General features: G+C 31.2%; 7 protein-coding genes. All 7 read right to left on the reverse strand.

The genetic code is table 11. The features are described 5' to 3' along the window. Positions 1-88 precede the first annotated feature (88 nt). The 7 genes from AC061E_RS10215 to AC061E_RS10245 all read right to left on the reverse strand — a co-directional run bounded on the left by AC061E_RS10215 (position 89) and on the right by AC061E_RS10245 (position 18103). Entirely contained in the window at positions 89-2542 is a 2454-nt protein-coding gene (locus AC061E_RS10215; protein ID WP_478286150.1) for a TonB-dependent receptor, read from the reverse strand. 457 nt (positions 2543-2999) lie between these two features. Beyond that, positions 3000-3365, reverse strand: a complete 366-nt coding sequence (locus AC061E_RS10220; RefSeq protein ID WP_478286151.1) for a hypothetical protein — start codon at positions 3363-3365, stop codon at positions 3000-3002. Between the two features lie 72 nt (positions 3366-3437). Further along, the gene (locus AC061E_RS10225) at positions 3438-4793 is read right to left on the reverse strand and encodes a M56 family metallopeptidase (protein WP_478286152.1); all 1356 of its coding nucleotides are present in this window, start codon (positions 4791-4793) and stop codon (positions 3438-3440) included. A gap of 11 nt (positions 4794-4804) precedes the next feature. Then, positions 4805-5179: a BlaI/MecI/CopY family transcriptional regulator gene (locus tag AC061E_RS10230; RefSeq protein WP_478286153.1), complete on the reverse strand. Its 375-nt coding sequence runs from the start codon at positions 5177-5179 to the stop codon at positions 4805-4807. An 89-nt stretch (positions 5180-5268) separates the two neighbouring features. Beyond that, positions 5269-5970, reverse strand: a complete 702-nt coding sequence (locus tag AC061E_RS10235; RefSeq protein ID WP_478286154.1) for a thioesterase II family protein — start codon at positions 5968-5970, stop codon at positions 5269-5271. A gap of 91 nt (positions 5971-6061) precedes the next feature. After that, positions 6062-7690: an MBL fold metallo-hydrolase gene (locus AC061E_RS10240; protein ID WP_478286155.1), complete on the reverse strand. Its 1629-nt coding sequence runs from the start codon at positions 7688-7690 to the stop codon at positions 6062-6064. A 36-nt stretch (positions 7691-7726) separates the two neighbouring features. Then, complete coding sequence (locus tag AC061E_RS10245) at positions 7727-18103, reverse strand: non-ribosomal peptide synthetase (protein WP_478286156.1); 10377 nt, start codon at positions 18101-18103, stop codon at positions 7727-7729. Positions 18104-18246 lie beyond the last annotated feature (143 nt).

Genomic DNA, 18246 nt, shown 5'->3' on the forward strand with positions numbered 1-18246 from the left:
ACTGATTTATTCATTATCTCTCATAAGTGCATATATTGGTATATTTAATTTTATGTCTTTCTCAGAAAAAAAAGCTTTTAAACAATTATTATTTAATTCTACTCTTTTCACTATCTAAACTGTTTCTTTCCCGCTCTTGCTTAGAGATTTTATCTCCAAAATTATAAGTAAAAGACAATCTAATCTGTCTTGTATTACTCAAACTCTTATAATCAGCTACTGTATTGATAAGATTATTAATAGTTCCTCTATTGATATTTGTTCTAAAAACATCTGTAAAAACCAATTTCAATGAGCTTCTGTTCGAAAGTTTTTTACTGAGCGTTACATCAACAAACCAGTTTGGACTGGTTATAAATTGAGCTACATACGACTTTCCTACATACTTGCCCAACAATTCAATATTCCAATCTTTCTTCAATTTAAATTGAAATATGGGATCTATGCTAAAATTATAACCATTGGTCTTTAATTCACCACCAAAAAATTCACTTCTGCTATCTCTATATGATAATTGAGCGTTTCCGCTAAAAATTAACCAGCTAAAAACATTAAAAGAAGAACTAATCGAAATGTTAGCAACCTGAGTTCTTCCTATATTCCCAGGTTTACTATAATATATACCATCTACAATTTTTATCGTTTCTTGAATCTCATCCTTAATTTTACTAAATCCAAGATTAATATTTAAAAGATTTTTATACGAATAGATAAGCTCTATACTATTGGCAAACGATGGTTTTAAATATGGATTTCCTTCATAAAATGTTAACTTATCTACCTGAAGAACAACTGGGTTCAAATCTTGATAAAATGGTCTGTCAATTCGTTTTCCGTAATTAATTCCTATACTATTATTGGCTAAAGAATCTAATTTATAAGATAAATATAGGGTAGGAAATAAATTATCATAATTCGTTGTACTCTTAGCACTTGGCTTTATTTCATTTCCTAATTGTTCACCAGTAAGTTTAACATTTTCATACCTAAGCCCTAATTGCATAGAAAACCTTCCAAAATTTGCATCCGAGTTTGCATATAAAGCAGTGATATTTTCATGGTATAAAAACCTATTGTTCTGATTTAGGTTCGGGGTAGAAATATTGTCCACAATATCAACATAATTACTTTCATTAACTGTTTTGATATAACTCTGTTTAAAACCTGATTGAAAGGTGATTTTTTCATTCATTTGATTGGAATAATCTACTTTACCTGAGTAAATACTTACATTAGAAGCCGATCCTCCTACTAACATATCTGAATATTCCTGATTTGTATTTGGAAAAACTATCGTATTTGTAAATTTTTGAAAAGGATCTGTATCGTATAGTAAGTAATCCAGGTTCGCACTGACATCACTCTTTTCACTAAACTTATGATTGAGGTTTAGGTTTATTCCGCTATTACCGAATTTATTATCAGAATCTCCTTTTGTTTTTACAATTGAATCAAGGGTTTGTGATGAATTATATAAAAAATTACGATTATTATCAATATCATTCCCACTCCAAATTAAACCATCAGTAACTATTCCTATAATCGTATTTTTTGAAAGATTATAATCTGCACCAAACTTAATATTTGTTAGTACACCATCTCCAACATTATTGGTTTCCTGTCTGCTATAACTGCCTGTATCTGTATAATCTCTATTTATATAAAGATCTTGAAAACGTTTTTTAAAACCAATATTTCCACTAAGGAAAATATTATAATTCTCTTTTTTCTTATTCAAATTAAAGGTGGTGTTATACTCCGTGTATTTATGCTGCCTTACTCCTAGTACTACACTTCCGTTTTCTCCTTCTTTTTTACTCTTTTTTAATTTGATATTGATCACTCCCCCATTTCCTGCTGCTTCATATTTAGCAGGCGGGTTTGTCATTATTTCAATTTTGTCTATATTATCTGAAGACAAGCCGCTTAAATAACTTTCAAGTTGTACTCCAGATAAATATGTTGGGCGGTCGTCGATAAAAATGGTGGCATTTGCTTTCCCGTTAAGGCTTACGACTCCCTGATCGTTAATACTTGTTCCCGGCGCTTTCTTTAATAGTTCTAAAGCCGTGATTCCAGTATTTGATTCTAAAGCGTCAACATTTAAAATAGTCCGATCTATTTTAGTCTCAACAAAATTCTTTTTCTTTTGAGTTATAAATACCTCGTTCAGGTTTTCTTCTTTTATTGCTTTGAGCATCTCTATAGGCAACAATTGTTTTTGATTATCATCTTTTATAGTAATGATTGCTGTCTTAAACGTAGTGTAATCATCGTGAATAATTTTAATGATGTAGTTACCACTTTTCAGGTTATTAAAGTTAAAATCTCCTTTATTTTGAGACAATTCACTCTTTATTAAGGTTTCATTCTCATTATTCAACAAAAGAATTGTCGCAAAAATGATTGGCTCTTTATTTTCAGCATCAATAACGTTTCCCGAAATTGATGAATTTGAGTTTTGTCCATATGTTGGATTAGATAGAAAAACAATCAGACATAGCAAAGCGATATAATTTATACGACTATAATAGTATTTCATTTTATTTTATTTTATTTAAATATCTTACAAAACGCAAAAAAAGTTGTCAAATATCTAACTTTTACATTTACACTGTTAACAACTTATGTATCATAAAAAATAAAGTTATACCAATGTTCTAGATCTTGATAATACCTCTAATTCTGCCTGAACAGCTTTTTTAAGCTGCTAAATAGATTTGATTCTTCATTGCGAAATGATTTTTATGTGTCATTTGTTTGAGCCATTAAAGCTTTAGCAGAATGCAAGGGACAAAACATAATGGTGTAACGTTAATATATTAAACAAGATCACCACTAGGAAATACCATGGTGCAGACTCATGCTTTTTTAGGTTAATAAAATATAAGGAATGGAAAATTAGTATTTTAATATTGAATAATACTAATTGTAAAAGTAAGAGCATTAATAAAGAATCTATTAAAAACAAACTTTAGAATATATTTAAAACACTTCAATTATTTCATCTTATAGTTTTTGCAAATATTCCATTTCATATTTTTCTTGATGTATTTATTCATATATCTCAGTTGTATTTCAGGTTTTTGCAAAACTCCGTTTATTATAAATACTTTATTATTAAGCATGTATGATAAACTTCCATTACCCACTTCTACCAACTTTTCTTTATATATTTCATTACTTATTTCTTCAATTAGTTTTTCAACATTGTTTATCTCCGAAGACTCTTTTATAGCTTGTCCTGTAATGCCTGTGAAAGTTCGTTGATTTACCTTTGGTTCTTTTTGATTGTTTTGCGCTAAACTAGCACCCGAGATGAAGATCATTAGTGAAGCTGCAATTAAAGTTTTAGTTGTTTTCATAATTTATTTAGTTTTTTTTGAGTTAGGATTAATTGATTTTTTAGAATGAACCTAAAAAGAAATCAGAACATTTTACTTTTTTATTTTAAAATTATAGCATATACGCCAGTCTCTCTTCTTTATATATTTGCTTTGGTATCTATTAAAAATCTCAGAAGATTTCACTTCCCCATTAATTATGAGTTGATTTTTATCTAATAGAAATGATAATTTTTTAGCATCTTTATTAATAAGTCTTTCATGACTCATTTGATTTATCGTTTTGTTTAATACAGATGCTATATTTTTTCCTTCTTTTTCAGTTAATGTATTAGAGGTAATCCCTGTTAAAATTATATAATCATTATCTAGCGGAGTTTTGTCAATTTTATCTATAGAAGTTTCAGGTAGTAAATTAAATATATTGTAGAGTTTTAATTGATAAACATAGCCTATCAACAAAGCAAAAAGGAATATCGCGAAGCTATGAAATGTAGATATCTTAATTTTATTAAAAGAATTCTGTCCATTTAGTATGATCCTTTCCACTCTATCCAGCAAAATCTCATTATTATTAGCAAAACCTAATGTTAATTCGTGATTTCCTACATTTATTTCGGCACAAAAGTACAAGGCACTGATATAATCTTTTTTGTTATTGGTGATTTTTAAAACAGCATCATCACAACACTTTTCTCTTTCTATCCTGATGAGATTAGACAACCATATTAAAGGCAAATTAAAGAAGAAGATTACTTCTAATAGGTTTTGCACTAAATTTATAATTGAATCATATCGTTTTATATGAAAGAGTTCATGGTATATAACCGTTTCTAGTTGATCCAAAGATAAACCCGTTGTTAGTTGAATTGGTATTAATACCACTGGTTTAAAAAAACCAAAAACAGCTGGCGAACTAATGGCAGACGAAAGATATACTTTGACATTATTTTTGATTCCAATGTTGTTACAATATTGTAGAATTTTCTTACTCCAGTCGTCATTCAACTCTATTTTGTTTTTGAAAATTAACCTTTTTATATTTTGAATTCCCAAAAACAATTTAATCATTTTGTAACTAAATATCAAACCCCATATTAATGTTATTTCTAATGCAAAATCAAAAAATTTAAGATATACTGCTTTAAAAAACAGGAAATATTTTGGCATTTGAACCGTTTTAAGATTATAATTTACTTCATTATGAGACAAAATGGGCAAAATAACCTCATGATGAATGGTTTCATAAGGATTACTTAGATGATTCATTCCAAAAAACAGAATAGCTGCAATAAATACAAATAAGAATAACACTAACACATTATACCGTAGCTTGGCTTTACAATGTGAAGAGAAAGACATAAAAACATAGGTTACAACTGCCAATATAATACCAAAGACAAAAGAACTAATAAATACATGCAATAATGTTTTATACATAACTTCCATTCGCTTATAGTTTAGTTCATTTTATCTAATATATTCTTAATCTTTAACAACTCTTCTTTTGAGGTTTTTTTATTTCCAACCAACTGCATCACCAAATTTTCTATGGAACCATCAAATATTTTACTTAAAAAAGTTTCTAACAAAAAAGTTTTGGTTTTTTCTTGATCTTCAACTACATGATACAAATGTTTAAAATTACTTTCATCTCTATACAAAATACCTTTTTCTTTCATAATTTGCATTAACTTTAAAGTGGTTGTATATTTAACATTACGTTCTTCATTTAATTTATCATTTACGAAACGAACACTTGATACACCATACTTCCAAAGTATGCTTAAAATTTCGATTTCTGATTTCGTTAGTTCAACTTTCTTACTTTCCATAAGTCTCTTTATTTTTGACTTTTCAAAAGTACGAATTTTTTCGTACTTACAAATATTATTACAAAAAAATCATCTCATGAAAATATTATCTATATTAAAATTTTATATTCATTATAACTAGCTTTAAAAATCTCTATTAATTTGTCAGCATTATTGTATATAAAAAAATGGTTTCCATTAAGTACATACGAATTAAATTCAGAAAGTGTGTGTTTTTTCCAATTATTAATGCTACCCACATACTTCTCTAAATTCCCCATTACAGCTATAATTGGAGCTTTTACAATCGTATTTTCAACAAAAGTATCTCCCTCAACTATTTTAAAATCTGCTCTAAGTATCGGCAAAACAAAATCTAACAACTCTTGGCTTTGCAATAATTCTTCTGTTAACCCTCCTAATTCTTTAAGCATATTGATAAAATCGGCTCTGTCTAAATCAGATCTTTCTTTTTCAGCTACAACGCCTGGACCAGGGTTTCCACTTACTATTAAGCATTGCGGTGGCGTATTATTTTTTTCTAATAAATCCGTTACTCCCAGTGCCAAAGTAGAGCCCAAACTGTGTCCATAAATCATAAAAGGCGCACCATTGAGCTTATTAATGATTTGCGAATAAATATCATTAATCGCATCTTTATAGGAGGTCAATAATTTTTCTTTTATTCTTTTTCCTCTGCCAGGAAGCTCTAGTGGTATCATTTCAAAATCTGTATAAATAGATTTTAAGAATTCGAATGAGTAGACATTTCCTCCTGCAAAATGCAATAAAAATAGTTGCTTTTTTTTCATATTTATTTTAAAAATTGATTAGTAAAACCTTGTCTTGCGATATCAAGACAAGGATTTTCTGTAAGTTATTTAATGCATATTACTCATGAAATTAGTTAACTATTAACTCGTTTTTCATTTCATAATCATATAGCAATTCTTTTTCTCCAAACAGTCTTTCGGCAATAATACCTTTGTCTTTACAGGTATTTATTAAATTATTTGATTCAATAATAGCAAGAGATTCCTCAGTATATTTTATGCTGCTTATAAATTCTAGCCAAGGTTCCATTCCCATGGCATAAACATAAGCTTCTTTAGGATTAAATATATCTACTAAAGAAAGTCCTCTTTGACTATCACAACCAGCTAATCTTCTAGATTGATCATCTTCTCTATTTATATCTTGGGTCATAAGACAGCCATAAAGCCAACTTAAAGGAGCCCCTGCACATTCCATTCCTAAAAATAAAACATCTACATCTCCTTTAATGTTATGGATATGTTCGTAGAGTCTTGGCTCCATTACCCTTGAATCGGCTACAAACAAGAAACTTAGTTCATTTATTGCAATATGGAAACAAGATTTTGCTCTAATGTTAAGATCACTGTGTTCACCAGTAAATGGTAAACCAGTAATAGTACAATTTTCGAATTTAATTTCTTGCATCTCATCTATTTCAATTACATTTTTAAACCCGATGCTTTGAAATGCTAATTTGATACTTGGATCCTGAAGTGCACCACTTGTTGTTACAGGCACTATGATGTTTTTGATTTTATGTCTCAACGGCAATAGTGTTTCCAGTACAATATGATCCTGATGATTGTGTGTTATTAATACATAATCAATAACATCAGGTAAGTCAATATCTGAGAAATGTTCTACTGTAGATTCATATCCATAATAACTGATTAAAGGATCTACAAGAATACTAACATCTTTGGTTTCAATCAAAATACAGGCATGTCCCAAATAACGCATTCTGGCTTTGTCTCCTGTATATTTTTTATATGCTGGATGCTCTTTCTTGGTAAAAAAAGTTTTGAATAACTCCATTTGATCTTCTGTAACTCCTAGTTCTTTTGCAACGTCTTCAATAGATCCAGGATTTCTTTTCATTCTGCTTAAAGTATCAATTCCTTTATGATCAAACGGAATATCCAACTGCAAAACCTTAGGATCTTCTAGTTGTGGTGTACTTAAACAAAACGGACGTTCGTCATTCAATGTTTCCCATAAGGAAATAGATTGCGATTGTTTAGAATAAAATGGGCTGCTGTACAATAACGATTCAAAAAAACGAAACGAAACGTTGTTATTTAAATCATAAACAAGTTCTACATATCCTTTTAAAATCTCCGGAACTTCTTTGTACAATGGTTCCAGAGAAGCTCCTTTAGCTTTAGTTTTTAGCATTCTATCCAATTCTTTTATTGCATCGGATAATGCTATGGCGTTGGCCTGTTTATCAAGAATATCGGCTTTTAATTCTTTTACTTCGTCTACTCTTCTTGTTTCATAGTCCATAAAAGGGCCTCCCAGCATTTTAGGATTTTTAACCGCTGCTTCATGAATCATAGGCGCCTGAATGTATGAATTCATTATTTTTAAATGTCGTTCAACAATATTCATTGCAGCCGTTGCAGGCGAGATTAAATGTGTCCAGGCGTACCATTTATCTACTAATGGACCAATAATAACATTCGGTTTGAAATAATACTCTTCTTTAATTTCCATGATTTTAATAATTTAATATTTTAAGTTTGTTTTATTTTAAATTGTCTCTATACTCGTTTTTTCATAAATACTACTCAATACTTCACGATAGATTTCAAAATTTTGCTCAGAAACTGCATCCCAATGTGTACCCAATAAATAATGGTGCATGTAATTTCCAATTGTGTGATTTTGCCAACTCTGCATATTACTCTTACATTCATTATCGACAGCCTCAAAAGCATAGATATTACTGGAAATTTTCCCCTCAAGGTGATACAAATTATTAAGCTCCAAATTGTTTTTTAGAAAAGACAGAATATGTTTCTCTTGTTCTTCATCAAGCTTTATGACCTTCTTGAATTCTACAAGTAACCAATTGACCTGAGCATCCATGTCTTGTGCTTCTGGTTGATCTATCCCTGTAATAGTTGGCCTGTCTACCAGAATTAAATCTATCTTGCTATAGTGTTTTTCTAGTTCTCTCACTATTTCAAATGCAATAGCTGATCCCATAGAATACCCAAATACTATAAATGGTTCGTCAGGTTGATTATTTTTAATCTCGTCGATGAAAGAATTTGCCATTTCTTCGATAGATTGACTGAATTCTTCCTTGTGCTCAAAACCTCTGTATTGTAGTCCAATTGAATCAAATTCGTTGCTCAAAACTTTGGCTAAAGGATGATACAAGATCGAACTACCTGTTAATGGCGGAATGAAATAAATCGTGTTATTACGATTATTAACCTGTAAGTCTATTAGTAATGAATTTGATCTTTCTCCATCTGCAGCCAATCTTTTTATGGTTGGTCTATTATAAATATCTTTTATAGAAAGATTCAGATCAAGTTTTCTTTTTAACATGGACTGCAATTTGATCGCTCTTAAACTATGACCGCCTATTTCAAAAAAGTTATCTATAACACTTATTTCTTCTTTAGATAAAATTTCTTTCCATATTTGAAGAATATTTTCTTCCAGATCGTTCTCAGGTTTTACTATTTCAATAGCCTGTGCTTCTGAATCTGTAGAAATAGCCAGTATTTTTTTTCTATCCAGTTTGCCATTTAGCGTAAGTGGAAGCTTATCAAGCTTTACATAATAGTTAGGAATCATATAATCAGGAAGTTTCTTTTTTAGGGAATTTTTAATTCCTTTTACATCCAGCTCCAAACTACTTACTAAATAAGCAACAAGGTCTAACTCATTTGATGAAGATTTTCTGGCCAATACAGTTGCAGAATCTAAGGTTTCTATTTCTAATAAACATTGTTCTATTTCGCCCAACTCAATTCTAAATCCTCTAATTTTTAGCTGATTGTCGTTTCTTCCTGCATAAATGATATTCCCGTCAGAAGTCCATTTTCCAATATCTCCGGTTTTGTACATTTTTTCTCCCAGAGCAAAAGGATTTTCTACAAACTTTTCTTCTGTTAATTCCGGACGGTTTAGATAGCCTCTTGCCAATCCAGTTCCTGCTAAATAAATTTCTCCTGAACAGCCAATTGGTACAAGATTATTATTTGCGTCTAAAATATAGATCGATGTATTCCAAACCGGTTTACCAATTGGGATAACCGTATCCTGTTTTGAAGTCGTATAATAGGTAACATCAATAGAAGCTTCTGTTGGGCCGTATAAATTTTGTATGGGAGTCTTTAATTTTTCATACCACTTTTTAACGGTGTTTAATTGCAATGCTTCTCCACTGGTAATTACCTGTTTTAAACTACTTAGATTGCTAAAATCATATGATTCATCAAATAAACTGTCTATAAAAACATCTAACATACTTGGTACAAAATGCAAACAAGTTACTTTATGATTTTTTATTAATGATTCTATATTTTGAGGAATACTAACATCTTCATCTGAACATAATATCATTTTTGTGCCCCAACATAAAGGCATGAAAATTTCCCAAACAGAAACATCAAAAGTGAATGTTGTTTTCTGTAAAATAACATCTTGATTTGTATAATTAAATACTTCCCACATCCACTGTATTCTATTTACAACTCCTCTATGCTCTAGTATACATCCTTTGGGATTTCCTGTTGAACCGGAAGTATAAAGTACATAGGCAATATCAGTAGGTTTATTGATTAATGTTAGATTCTCTTTTGAGTAATTTTCTCCTACAGCATGAAACTCCTTGAGTACTTTTGCATCTATTATTAATGCACTCGAACTGTCCTGAACGATATAATCAATACGATCCTGAGGATGCTTAGGATCTATTGGCACATAGGCGCCGCCTATTTTGTGTATTGCTAAAATTGCTGTGATCATCCACTCACTTCTGGGTAATGCTACAGCTATTAAGTCATTTGCACCTAAAGTATAGTTGAATCTCAGATAGTTTGCTAATTGATTTGATCTTTCGTTTAGTTCATAGAATGTTAGTTCTGTTTGTTGAAATACCAATGCAATTTCATTTGGGGCATTTTCTACTTGTTGTGCAAATAAATCTGCCAGCGTTGTTTCGGAAGGAAATTCATGCTTGGTATCATTAAATTCATGAAGTAAAGTATGCTTTTCCTTTGGACTTATATAATCAACTGATTTCAACAATTTATTTGGCGAAGCAATAAATGATCTTAGTACAGAAAAGTACAAATCATTTACTTGCTCTACTGTTAATCCTGACTTCAAGGTTTTAGTTAACGAAAGACTTGCATGATAAAGATCACCCGTTGTGTTTACATTAAAATCTAAAAATGTATTCGTTTTATTTGCTCCCAGTAACGAAACTCCTTCTTCTTTATCCTGAATACTGTTTTCTTTTATTCCGTTTTTTATCTTATCGTAACTGTAAAAATCAACATAGTTAAAATAAACATCAAAAAACGGATTTTCGTTAGCGTGTTGACTATCAGATAAAGTTGCTATTTGTAACAAGCTAAGTCTTTCATACTGTTTTAAAGAGATTAATTTATTCTTAACTTCAATAATAAAATCTTTTACGGTTACATCATAATTAATAGCAAGACGAAGCGGAATGGTATTTAAAAAACATCCCAAAATTTTATCTCCATCTTCGCAACTTGGTCTGTTATTGGTAACTAAACCTGTAATTACATCCGGATCTGAATTTAAGATACTTAACATATACAAGTAAGCACTTAAAGAAATCTCTTTTACAGTCGTACTAAGATTTTCGGCAAGATGTTTTAATTCGTTTACTTCATTTTCAGACAATACATTTCCGTAAATACTACTTACAGGTGTATTGGTAAATATGTTTAGTTTACTATGATCCTGCAACTCTTCTTTCCAATACGACAGGATTTTGGTATCTTTTTTATCAACCTCATGCTCAATTACATAGTTTTTATAACTGGCTTTTATTTTTTCAGGTTTAAATGTGATGTCTGCTAAAAGGGCCAGATATAAGTTATTTAACTCTGTTAAAAGCATAGAATCACTCCAGCCATCAATAATAGCGTGATGACATTGAGAAACAAAAACAATATTATCCTCACCAATATTAAAAGCTGCCATTCTAAAAAGTGGTGCTTTACTAACATCAAACGGATTTAGTAATTCAGACTGAAGAAATGCGCCTATAGCATTTTCTTTTTCTTTTAAAGAATCTAAATGAGATAAATCTTCGTATTCAACAGTTACCTCAACATTTTTATACACGATTTGAACTTCTTGCTCATAATCCTGCATGTTAAAACCTGTTCTTAAAATCTCATGTTTATCAACCATTAATTGCATTGCCAGCCTAAAAACCGAAATGTCAAAATTTACAAATTGTCTTTGTTTAATCATTTGATCATGATAGATACTTGTTCCTTCATATAATAAAGACTCGTATATCATTCCTTTTTGAATATCACTCATAGGATACAAATCCTCTATAGCTTCAGATATATTTTCATCTAAAGATTCTAAAATATTGTATTTTACAGTATTGATATATTGCAGAACGTTCTTTCTGGCTTCAATACCTTCTTCTTTTTTGCTGTCAAGTGATTTCTTATTATCAATTATAAATTCTGATAATTTTGATATACTGTCATACGTATAAATATCTGAAATACTGATCTCTAATTGCATTGCATTATAAATACCGTTAACAATTTTCAGAACCTTAATAGAGTCTCCTCCTAAATCAAAGAATCGATCATTAACACCAATTTTTTCTTTGTCAAGAATAGTTTCCCATATACTTACTAAGGCAATTTCTTCCTCCGTTTGTGGAGCTACATATTCTTCTCCGCTTCTGGTTTCATAACCACCAATTTCTAATAATGCCTTGGTATCTATTTTTCCATTTGGTGTTAGAGGGAAAGTTGTCAAAGTAATAAAGTGAGACGGTATGGCATAACCTGGCAACAAATCTTTTAGGTCGTATTTAAGATCCGAAGTATTTAAGATTTCATCTGATAATAAATAAGCAAATAGCTCATTGTCACCTGATTTATTTTCTTTTGTTAAAACCACAGCTGCTTTTACAAACTCAGATTGTTCAATCGCGTATTGTACTTCTCCTAATTCTATACGATATCCTCTTACCTTAACCTGATTGTCTTTTCTGCCAAGAAATTCAATTTCTCCTGTTGCATTCCATCTACCTAAATCTCCAGTTTTGTAAATCATACCGGATTTATTAAACGGATCTTTTATAAATTTTTGCTGGGTTAATTCCGGATTATTTAGATATCCTTTTGTAACACCATTACCGCCAATGTGTAATTCGCCAATTACACCTACGGGAACTAGATCTTCTTTTTCGTTTAAGATATAAATATGGGTATTGGCTATTGGTTTTCCGATAGTTGCTGTTACCGGTTTTCCTTCTTCGTATTTATGAACACTACTCCAAACCGAACATTCTGTAGGACCATATTCATTAAATAATTGACAACCTGATTGGCCTATATTGCTCTTAAAATGGTCTTCGATCAAGCTTATAGGGCAAGTTTCGCCGGCTACGGTAACTTCTTCAAGGACCATTTCTTTACCTTGTAAAGCCGTTAAAAGCAATTTATAATAAGACGGTACGGTTAATAAATGACTTACTTTTTGCGAAACAATATAATCCGCAATAAAATTTACATTACCAATATTTGCGTTCGTAGTAATCGCTAATTTTCCTCCATTGGTTAATGTGCTAAATATTCCTGCTACTGAACTATCAAAAGCGACAGACGACAATAATAAGAAACATTTTATTGGAGCATAAACATAATTTCTTGGTGCTAATGAATGTTGCAAATTACCATGCGTTACCATAACTCCCTTAGGATTTCCTGTAGATCCCGAAGTATAAATAATATAAGCTAAATGTTCCGGTAAAACGCTTACTTCAGGATTGGTAACCAGATCTGATAAAGTATCTAGCTGTAAATCCATTGCGAAAATTTCTCCCTGATAATACGATAGATCAAAAATATAATCAGATTGTGTAAGCAATACTTTTACGTTGGTATCTTTTAGGATAAATTCTTTTCTGGAAACGGGATAATCAGGATCAATAGGCACGTAAGCGGCACCTGCTTTAAGAATTCCTAAAATTCCAATAAACATCAACTCTGATCTGTCCATCATTATTCCGACAAAATCATTGGCATGAATCTTATAATTTTCAATTAAAAAATGAGCCAGTTGATTCGAACGTTCATGTAATTCACGATACGTTAGCTGAGTTCCTTCAAAAGCTATAGCAATGGCTTCTGGATCATTAACAACCTGCTCGTTTATCATGGCTATGACCGTTTTTGATTTGTCATAATCATTTTTTTCTGAATTAAAATCTAATAAATGCTGCTTTTCATCTTGAGATAACCATTTAACTTCTTGAATTGGCAGTTCTGAATCTTGTAATAAAGCATTTAATAAATGCTCCAGATGATTACCAAATTTTTCAATTCTTTCGGAATCAAATACATCACTATTGTAAATGATGCTTGTACCTAAACCATGCGAAGATTCGACAAAATTAAATACTAAATCAAACACACAAGAATGAGGCAATTCACCCTCAAAAGCACTAACTGTTAAGTTTTTTAATCCTGTATTATTAGTATCCTCATTATTCTGAACAATAACCTGAACATCAAATAACGGGTTACGACTCATATCTCTTGTAATTTTTAGTGATGAAACTAACTCATCAAAAGGATATAATTGGTGTTCATGAGCGCCTAAAACAACTTCTTTTACTCTAGACAAAACATTTTTGAAAGTATCGTTCTTCGAAAAATGGGTTCTTAGAGCCAAAGTATTTACATAAAACCCAATTTGATTCTCTAAATCGGCGTGATCCCTGCCTGCAATTGGACTACCAATGGTAATGTCTTCCTGATTGGTGTAGTGATAAAACAACACGTTTATCGCACTTAACAATCCCATGAATAAAGTTGCCTCCTGTGTTTTAAGGAATTCACTTAATTTATGGCTTAGTTCACTCGGTATTAATTTATTATATACACCTCCGTTGTATGTTTTAATAATAGGACGCTGTTTTCCTCCCGATAAATCCAAAACTGGCAAATCATCTTTGAACTGATTGATCCAATATCCTTTATGAAATTCTAATCTGGAATCGCTTAATTCTTTGAGTAGCCATGATGAATAATCTTTGTATTGAATGTTTAGCGGAGTTAATGCTGTTGATTCTCCGGTCAATAAAGTATTATATAGATATAATAATTCGTTAACAATGATTCCCATAGACCAGCCGTCGCTTATAATGTGATGAATAACATTACTAAATACCCAGCTATTTTCTGCCTGTCTGTAGATACTCGCTTTTATTAATTCACCTGAAGATAAATTAAATGGAGCCATTACATCTTCTGCCAGGTATTTTTCAAGAACTGATTTTTCAGCTCCTCTCAAATCTATATTTCTCAATTTAAAAGAAATATTTTCAGGCTCAATAACAAATTGCAATATTTCTCTTTGATCATCTTCTTTAAAAGAGGTTCTCAAAATTTCATGGCGCTTGATTAATTTTATAAACGCTTCTTCTAAAATGTCAACATTTAAATCTCCTTCAAAGACATAAGCTCCAGGCATATTATAGGCAATATTCGCTGCTTCATGCTGACTTAAGATCCATAAGCGGCGTTGCATAAGCGAAAGCGGATAACCATTTTGTTTCGCCAATACCGGAATTTTATTATATCCTACATGTTGACCTTCACCTATTAATTTGCTTTGAGAATCAAGCGTAGCATGAATGAATAAATCCTTTAGCTGTAATTTTACCTGAAACTCCTTATGAATTTTACTAATCAGTTTAGTCGCTTTTAAACTATGTCCGCCTAAGTCAAAAAAGTTATCTTCGGTACTTATTTGCGAAATACCCAAAACTTCTTCCCATAATTTCGCTAATGCTTTTTCAACTGCCGTAGTTGGTTCTTTATATGCCGCGGTTCTGTTAGAGGTAATATTTTCAGGTAACGGTAATTTAGAACGGTTTATTTTACCGTTTATCGTTAAAGGAAAACTATCAATTACTTCCAGATAAGTAGGAATCATAAACGATGGCAAAAGTCCTGACAACCAATGTTTTACATCCTGAATATTTGTTGGGCAGTTTACTGTGATATATGCAACCAAAACTTTTTCGCCAACACTATCTTCATGAACTATTACCAATACTGAATTTATAGATTCGTATTGAGACAGTACGTTTTCAATTTCGCCTAGTTCAATTCTAAATCCGCGTAGTTTTATTTGATTGTCTTTTCTGCCTAAAAACTCTACCGTACCATCTTTTAACCATCTTCCTAAATCTCCAGTTTTATACAAACGTCTGTTTTCCTGGAATGGATGCGCGACAAATTTTTCGTGAGTTAACTCAGGTTGATTCAAATATCCTCTCGATAATCCTGTTCCTCCTAAACAAATCTCGCCAATTGCGCTTTTCGGTACCAATTGATTGTTTTTGTCCAGAATATAAACACTGCTGTTTGTTATCGGTTTCCCGATTGGTATATTATTATTGTTTCCTTTTTCTACTTTATGGGTTAATGAAAAAGTGGTGTTTTCTGTTGGGCCGTATCCGTTTATGATTTCTAACTCAGGATAATGACTTTTCAATTTGTTAATATGTACCGGAGATAACTTGTCACCTCCTGCTAATATGGTCGTTAAACCTTGAAATAGTCGAATATTTTCATCAACTAACTGATTTAATAATCCAACCGTAAACCACATTGTTGTGATAGACTCCTTTTGTATTATTTTTGATAAATCATCAGACAAAAGTTCATTTTCATCGCATAAAACTAATTTTCCACCATTTAATAACATTCCCCAATATTCAAAAGTGGTGGCATCAAATGAAAAGGAACCTGTAGACAATAAGATGGAACTCGGTGCTATATCGATATAATTCGGCTTTTTCACTAATCGAATTATGCCTCTGTCTTCTATTAAAACGCCTTTTGGCCGTCCTGTAGATCCTGAGGTGTACATCACATAAGCCAAACTGGATTGATCTCTTGAGCAGATGTCTTTTTCTTTAGAATAGTCTCCAATGCTGGATTCGAAATCGTAAATGAGTTCTGGTGTGATCACAACCTTACTTTTGGTATCGGATACGATGAAGTCTATTCGGTCTTGTGGATAATCCAAAGCGATTGGGACATACGCACAACCTGCTTTTAAAATACCTAAGATCGATATGATCTGCCAATGGCTTTTAGGCAGGGCTATAGCTATTAAATCTTCCAAATCCAATTCACTATGCTTCTCCAAATAATGACTGAATTGACTGCTCAGCTCATCCAACTCACTATAGCTTAATGAGATTTCACCATAGATCAATGCGGTCTTATCAGCAACCAATGCAACTTGCTCCTTAAACAAACCCAGTAAAGAAATCTCTTCTTCAAATATTGTCTCTGTTGTATTGTAATCCACTAACAGTTCGTGTTCCTCTAATGCATTTAAACATGAAATCGTGGAGAGGTCTTTTTCTGGAGAGGATACTAGTCCTTCTAGCATCTGCTCCATATGCAGCAATAGCTGCTCACATAGCCTTTTACTGAAAATATCACTATTGTATTCAATTGCTAGGCTTAAGCTATTTGACTCTTCGGTAAATGTAAATGTTAAATCATATTTACTTGACTGATTTTCAATCAATTTATCGTATTGATCCAAATCATTTTGAACTAAATTATTTTCATTTTGTACAGAAATCATTATGTCAAATAATGCACTTCTACTTAAATCTCTTTTAATATTAAGGTCATCTAACAGTTCATCAAAAGGGTAATCTTGGTGTTTAAAGGCATTAAGTGTATTTTCCTTAACCTTTCCAAAAAGAGTTTCAAAACTATCCCCTGACGTAAATGTAGTACGAAGTGCTAGGGTGTTTACATAAAAACCTATTTGATCGTGAAGCACAGAGTTGGTCCTTCCAGAAACCGGAATTCCTATAATAAATTCTTCTTGGCCTGTGTATTTATTTAATATTATATTTAGAAGGCTTAAACACCCCATAAACAAAGTGCCTTCATTGGCTTTGTATAACGTTTTGAATTGCTCATAAAGTGCCGTGTCGATTTTATGCTCTACTATTCCTCCATTATAGGTTTTTATTACCGGACGGGGGAAGTCTCCAAAATGGGATAGTGTTGGCAAATCACCTTTTAAATGTTCTAACCAATAGGTTTTATCTTTTTCTAAATGGCCATTAACCAGCTGTTCTTGCTGCCATACGGCATAGTCTTTATATTGAATTTCTAACGGTTTATTTTTAAGAGGCTGACCATTTTTTCTAGCGTTATAATTTTCTAATAATTCATTAATTATGACATTCATAGACCAGCCATCAGTAATAATATGATGCATTACAAAAGAGAAAATCCATTTATTGTCTCTCATGCGGATGAGTTTTCCTTTGAATAATGAATCCTTTTCTAAATTAAAAAGGGTGCTATATTCTTTTTCTATTATTTCTTTTAGCTTTTTCTCATTATTATCAACATCGATTTGCTTAAATGGAAAAATAAAATCCTCTTCTGATTGTATATATTGCCTAAGATCTCCATTTTCATCTTCCTTAAAAATAGTTCTAAGAATTTCATGTCGATTCATTAAATCTCGAAGCGAATTCAAAAAAGCGTCTACATCAATTTCATCATTTATTATTTGAATTCCGGGCATATTGTAAGATCTATTCGACTCATCTATTTGACTTAGCGCCCATAATCTGTTTTGAGATGATGACAAAGGATAGTTATTACTTTTTTTGGCAACTGGTATTTGTTTGTAATCTGTTATTTTAGAGGTTGAATATTGATTAATTAAACTAATTAAACTTTCTTTATTGGCTTTAATTTCATTTACTAACACTTCATTTAAAACTCCTTTAGGCGCTTTAATATCCAATGTATCGTTGACTACTTTTAAAGTAACTTTAAGTTTTTTCAGTTTTGTAAATAAATCGTAGCTCATATATATGTTTTTTTGTTTAAACTTTTATTTAGTAAATATGTTAAGATTATTCAAATATTTAAATTTATAGTACGTTTCTAGATAATAGGGTAGTAATAAAAAGTAATTAGCAACTCAATATTATATTATTAACCTTTTGGGTG

The sequence above is a fragment of the Flavobacterium sp. GNP011 genome, assembly GCF_056428925.1.

Excerpts from the sequence above, each read along its gene's own strand:
- AC061E_RS10215 (WP_478286150.1), bottom strand. The coding sequence starts at position 2,542 with ATGAAATACTATTATAGTCGTATAAATTATATCGCTTTGCTATGTCTG.
- AC061E_RS10220 (WP_478286151.1), bottom strand. The coding sequence starts at position 3,365 with ATGAAAACAACTAAAACTTTAATTGCAGCTTCACTAATGATCTTCATC.
- AC061E_RS10225 (WP_478286152.1), bottom strand. The coding sequence starts at position 4,793 with ATGGAAGTTATGTATAAAACATTATTGCATGTATTTATTAGTTCTTTT.
- AC061E_RS10230 (WP_478286153.1), bottom strand. The coding sequence starts at position 5,179 with ATGGAAAGTAAGAAAGTTGAACTAACGAAATCAGAAATCGAAATTTTA.
- AC061E_RS10235 (WP_478286154.1), bottom strand. The coding sequence starts at position 5,970 with ATGAAAAAAAAGCAACTATTTTTATTGCATTTTGCAGGAGGAAATGTC.
- AC061E_RS10240 (WP_478286155.1), bottom strand. The coding sequence starts at position 7,690 with ATGGAAATTAAAGAAGAGTATTATTTCAAACCGAATGTTATTATTGGT.
- AC061E_RS10245 (WP_478286156.1), bottom strand. The coding sequence starts at position 18,103 with ATGAGCTACGATTTATTTACAAAACTGAAAAAACTTAAAGTTACTTTA.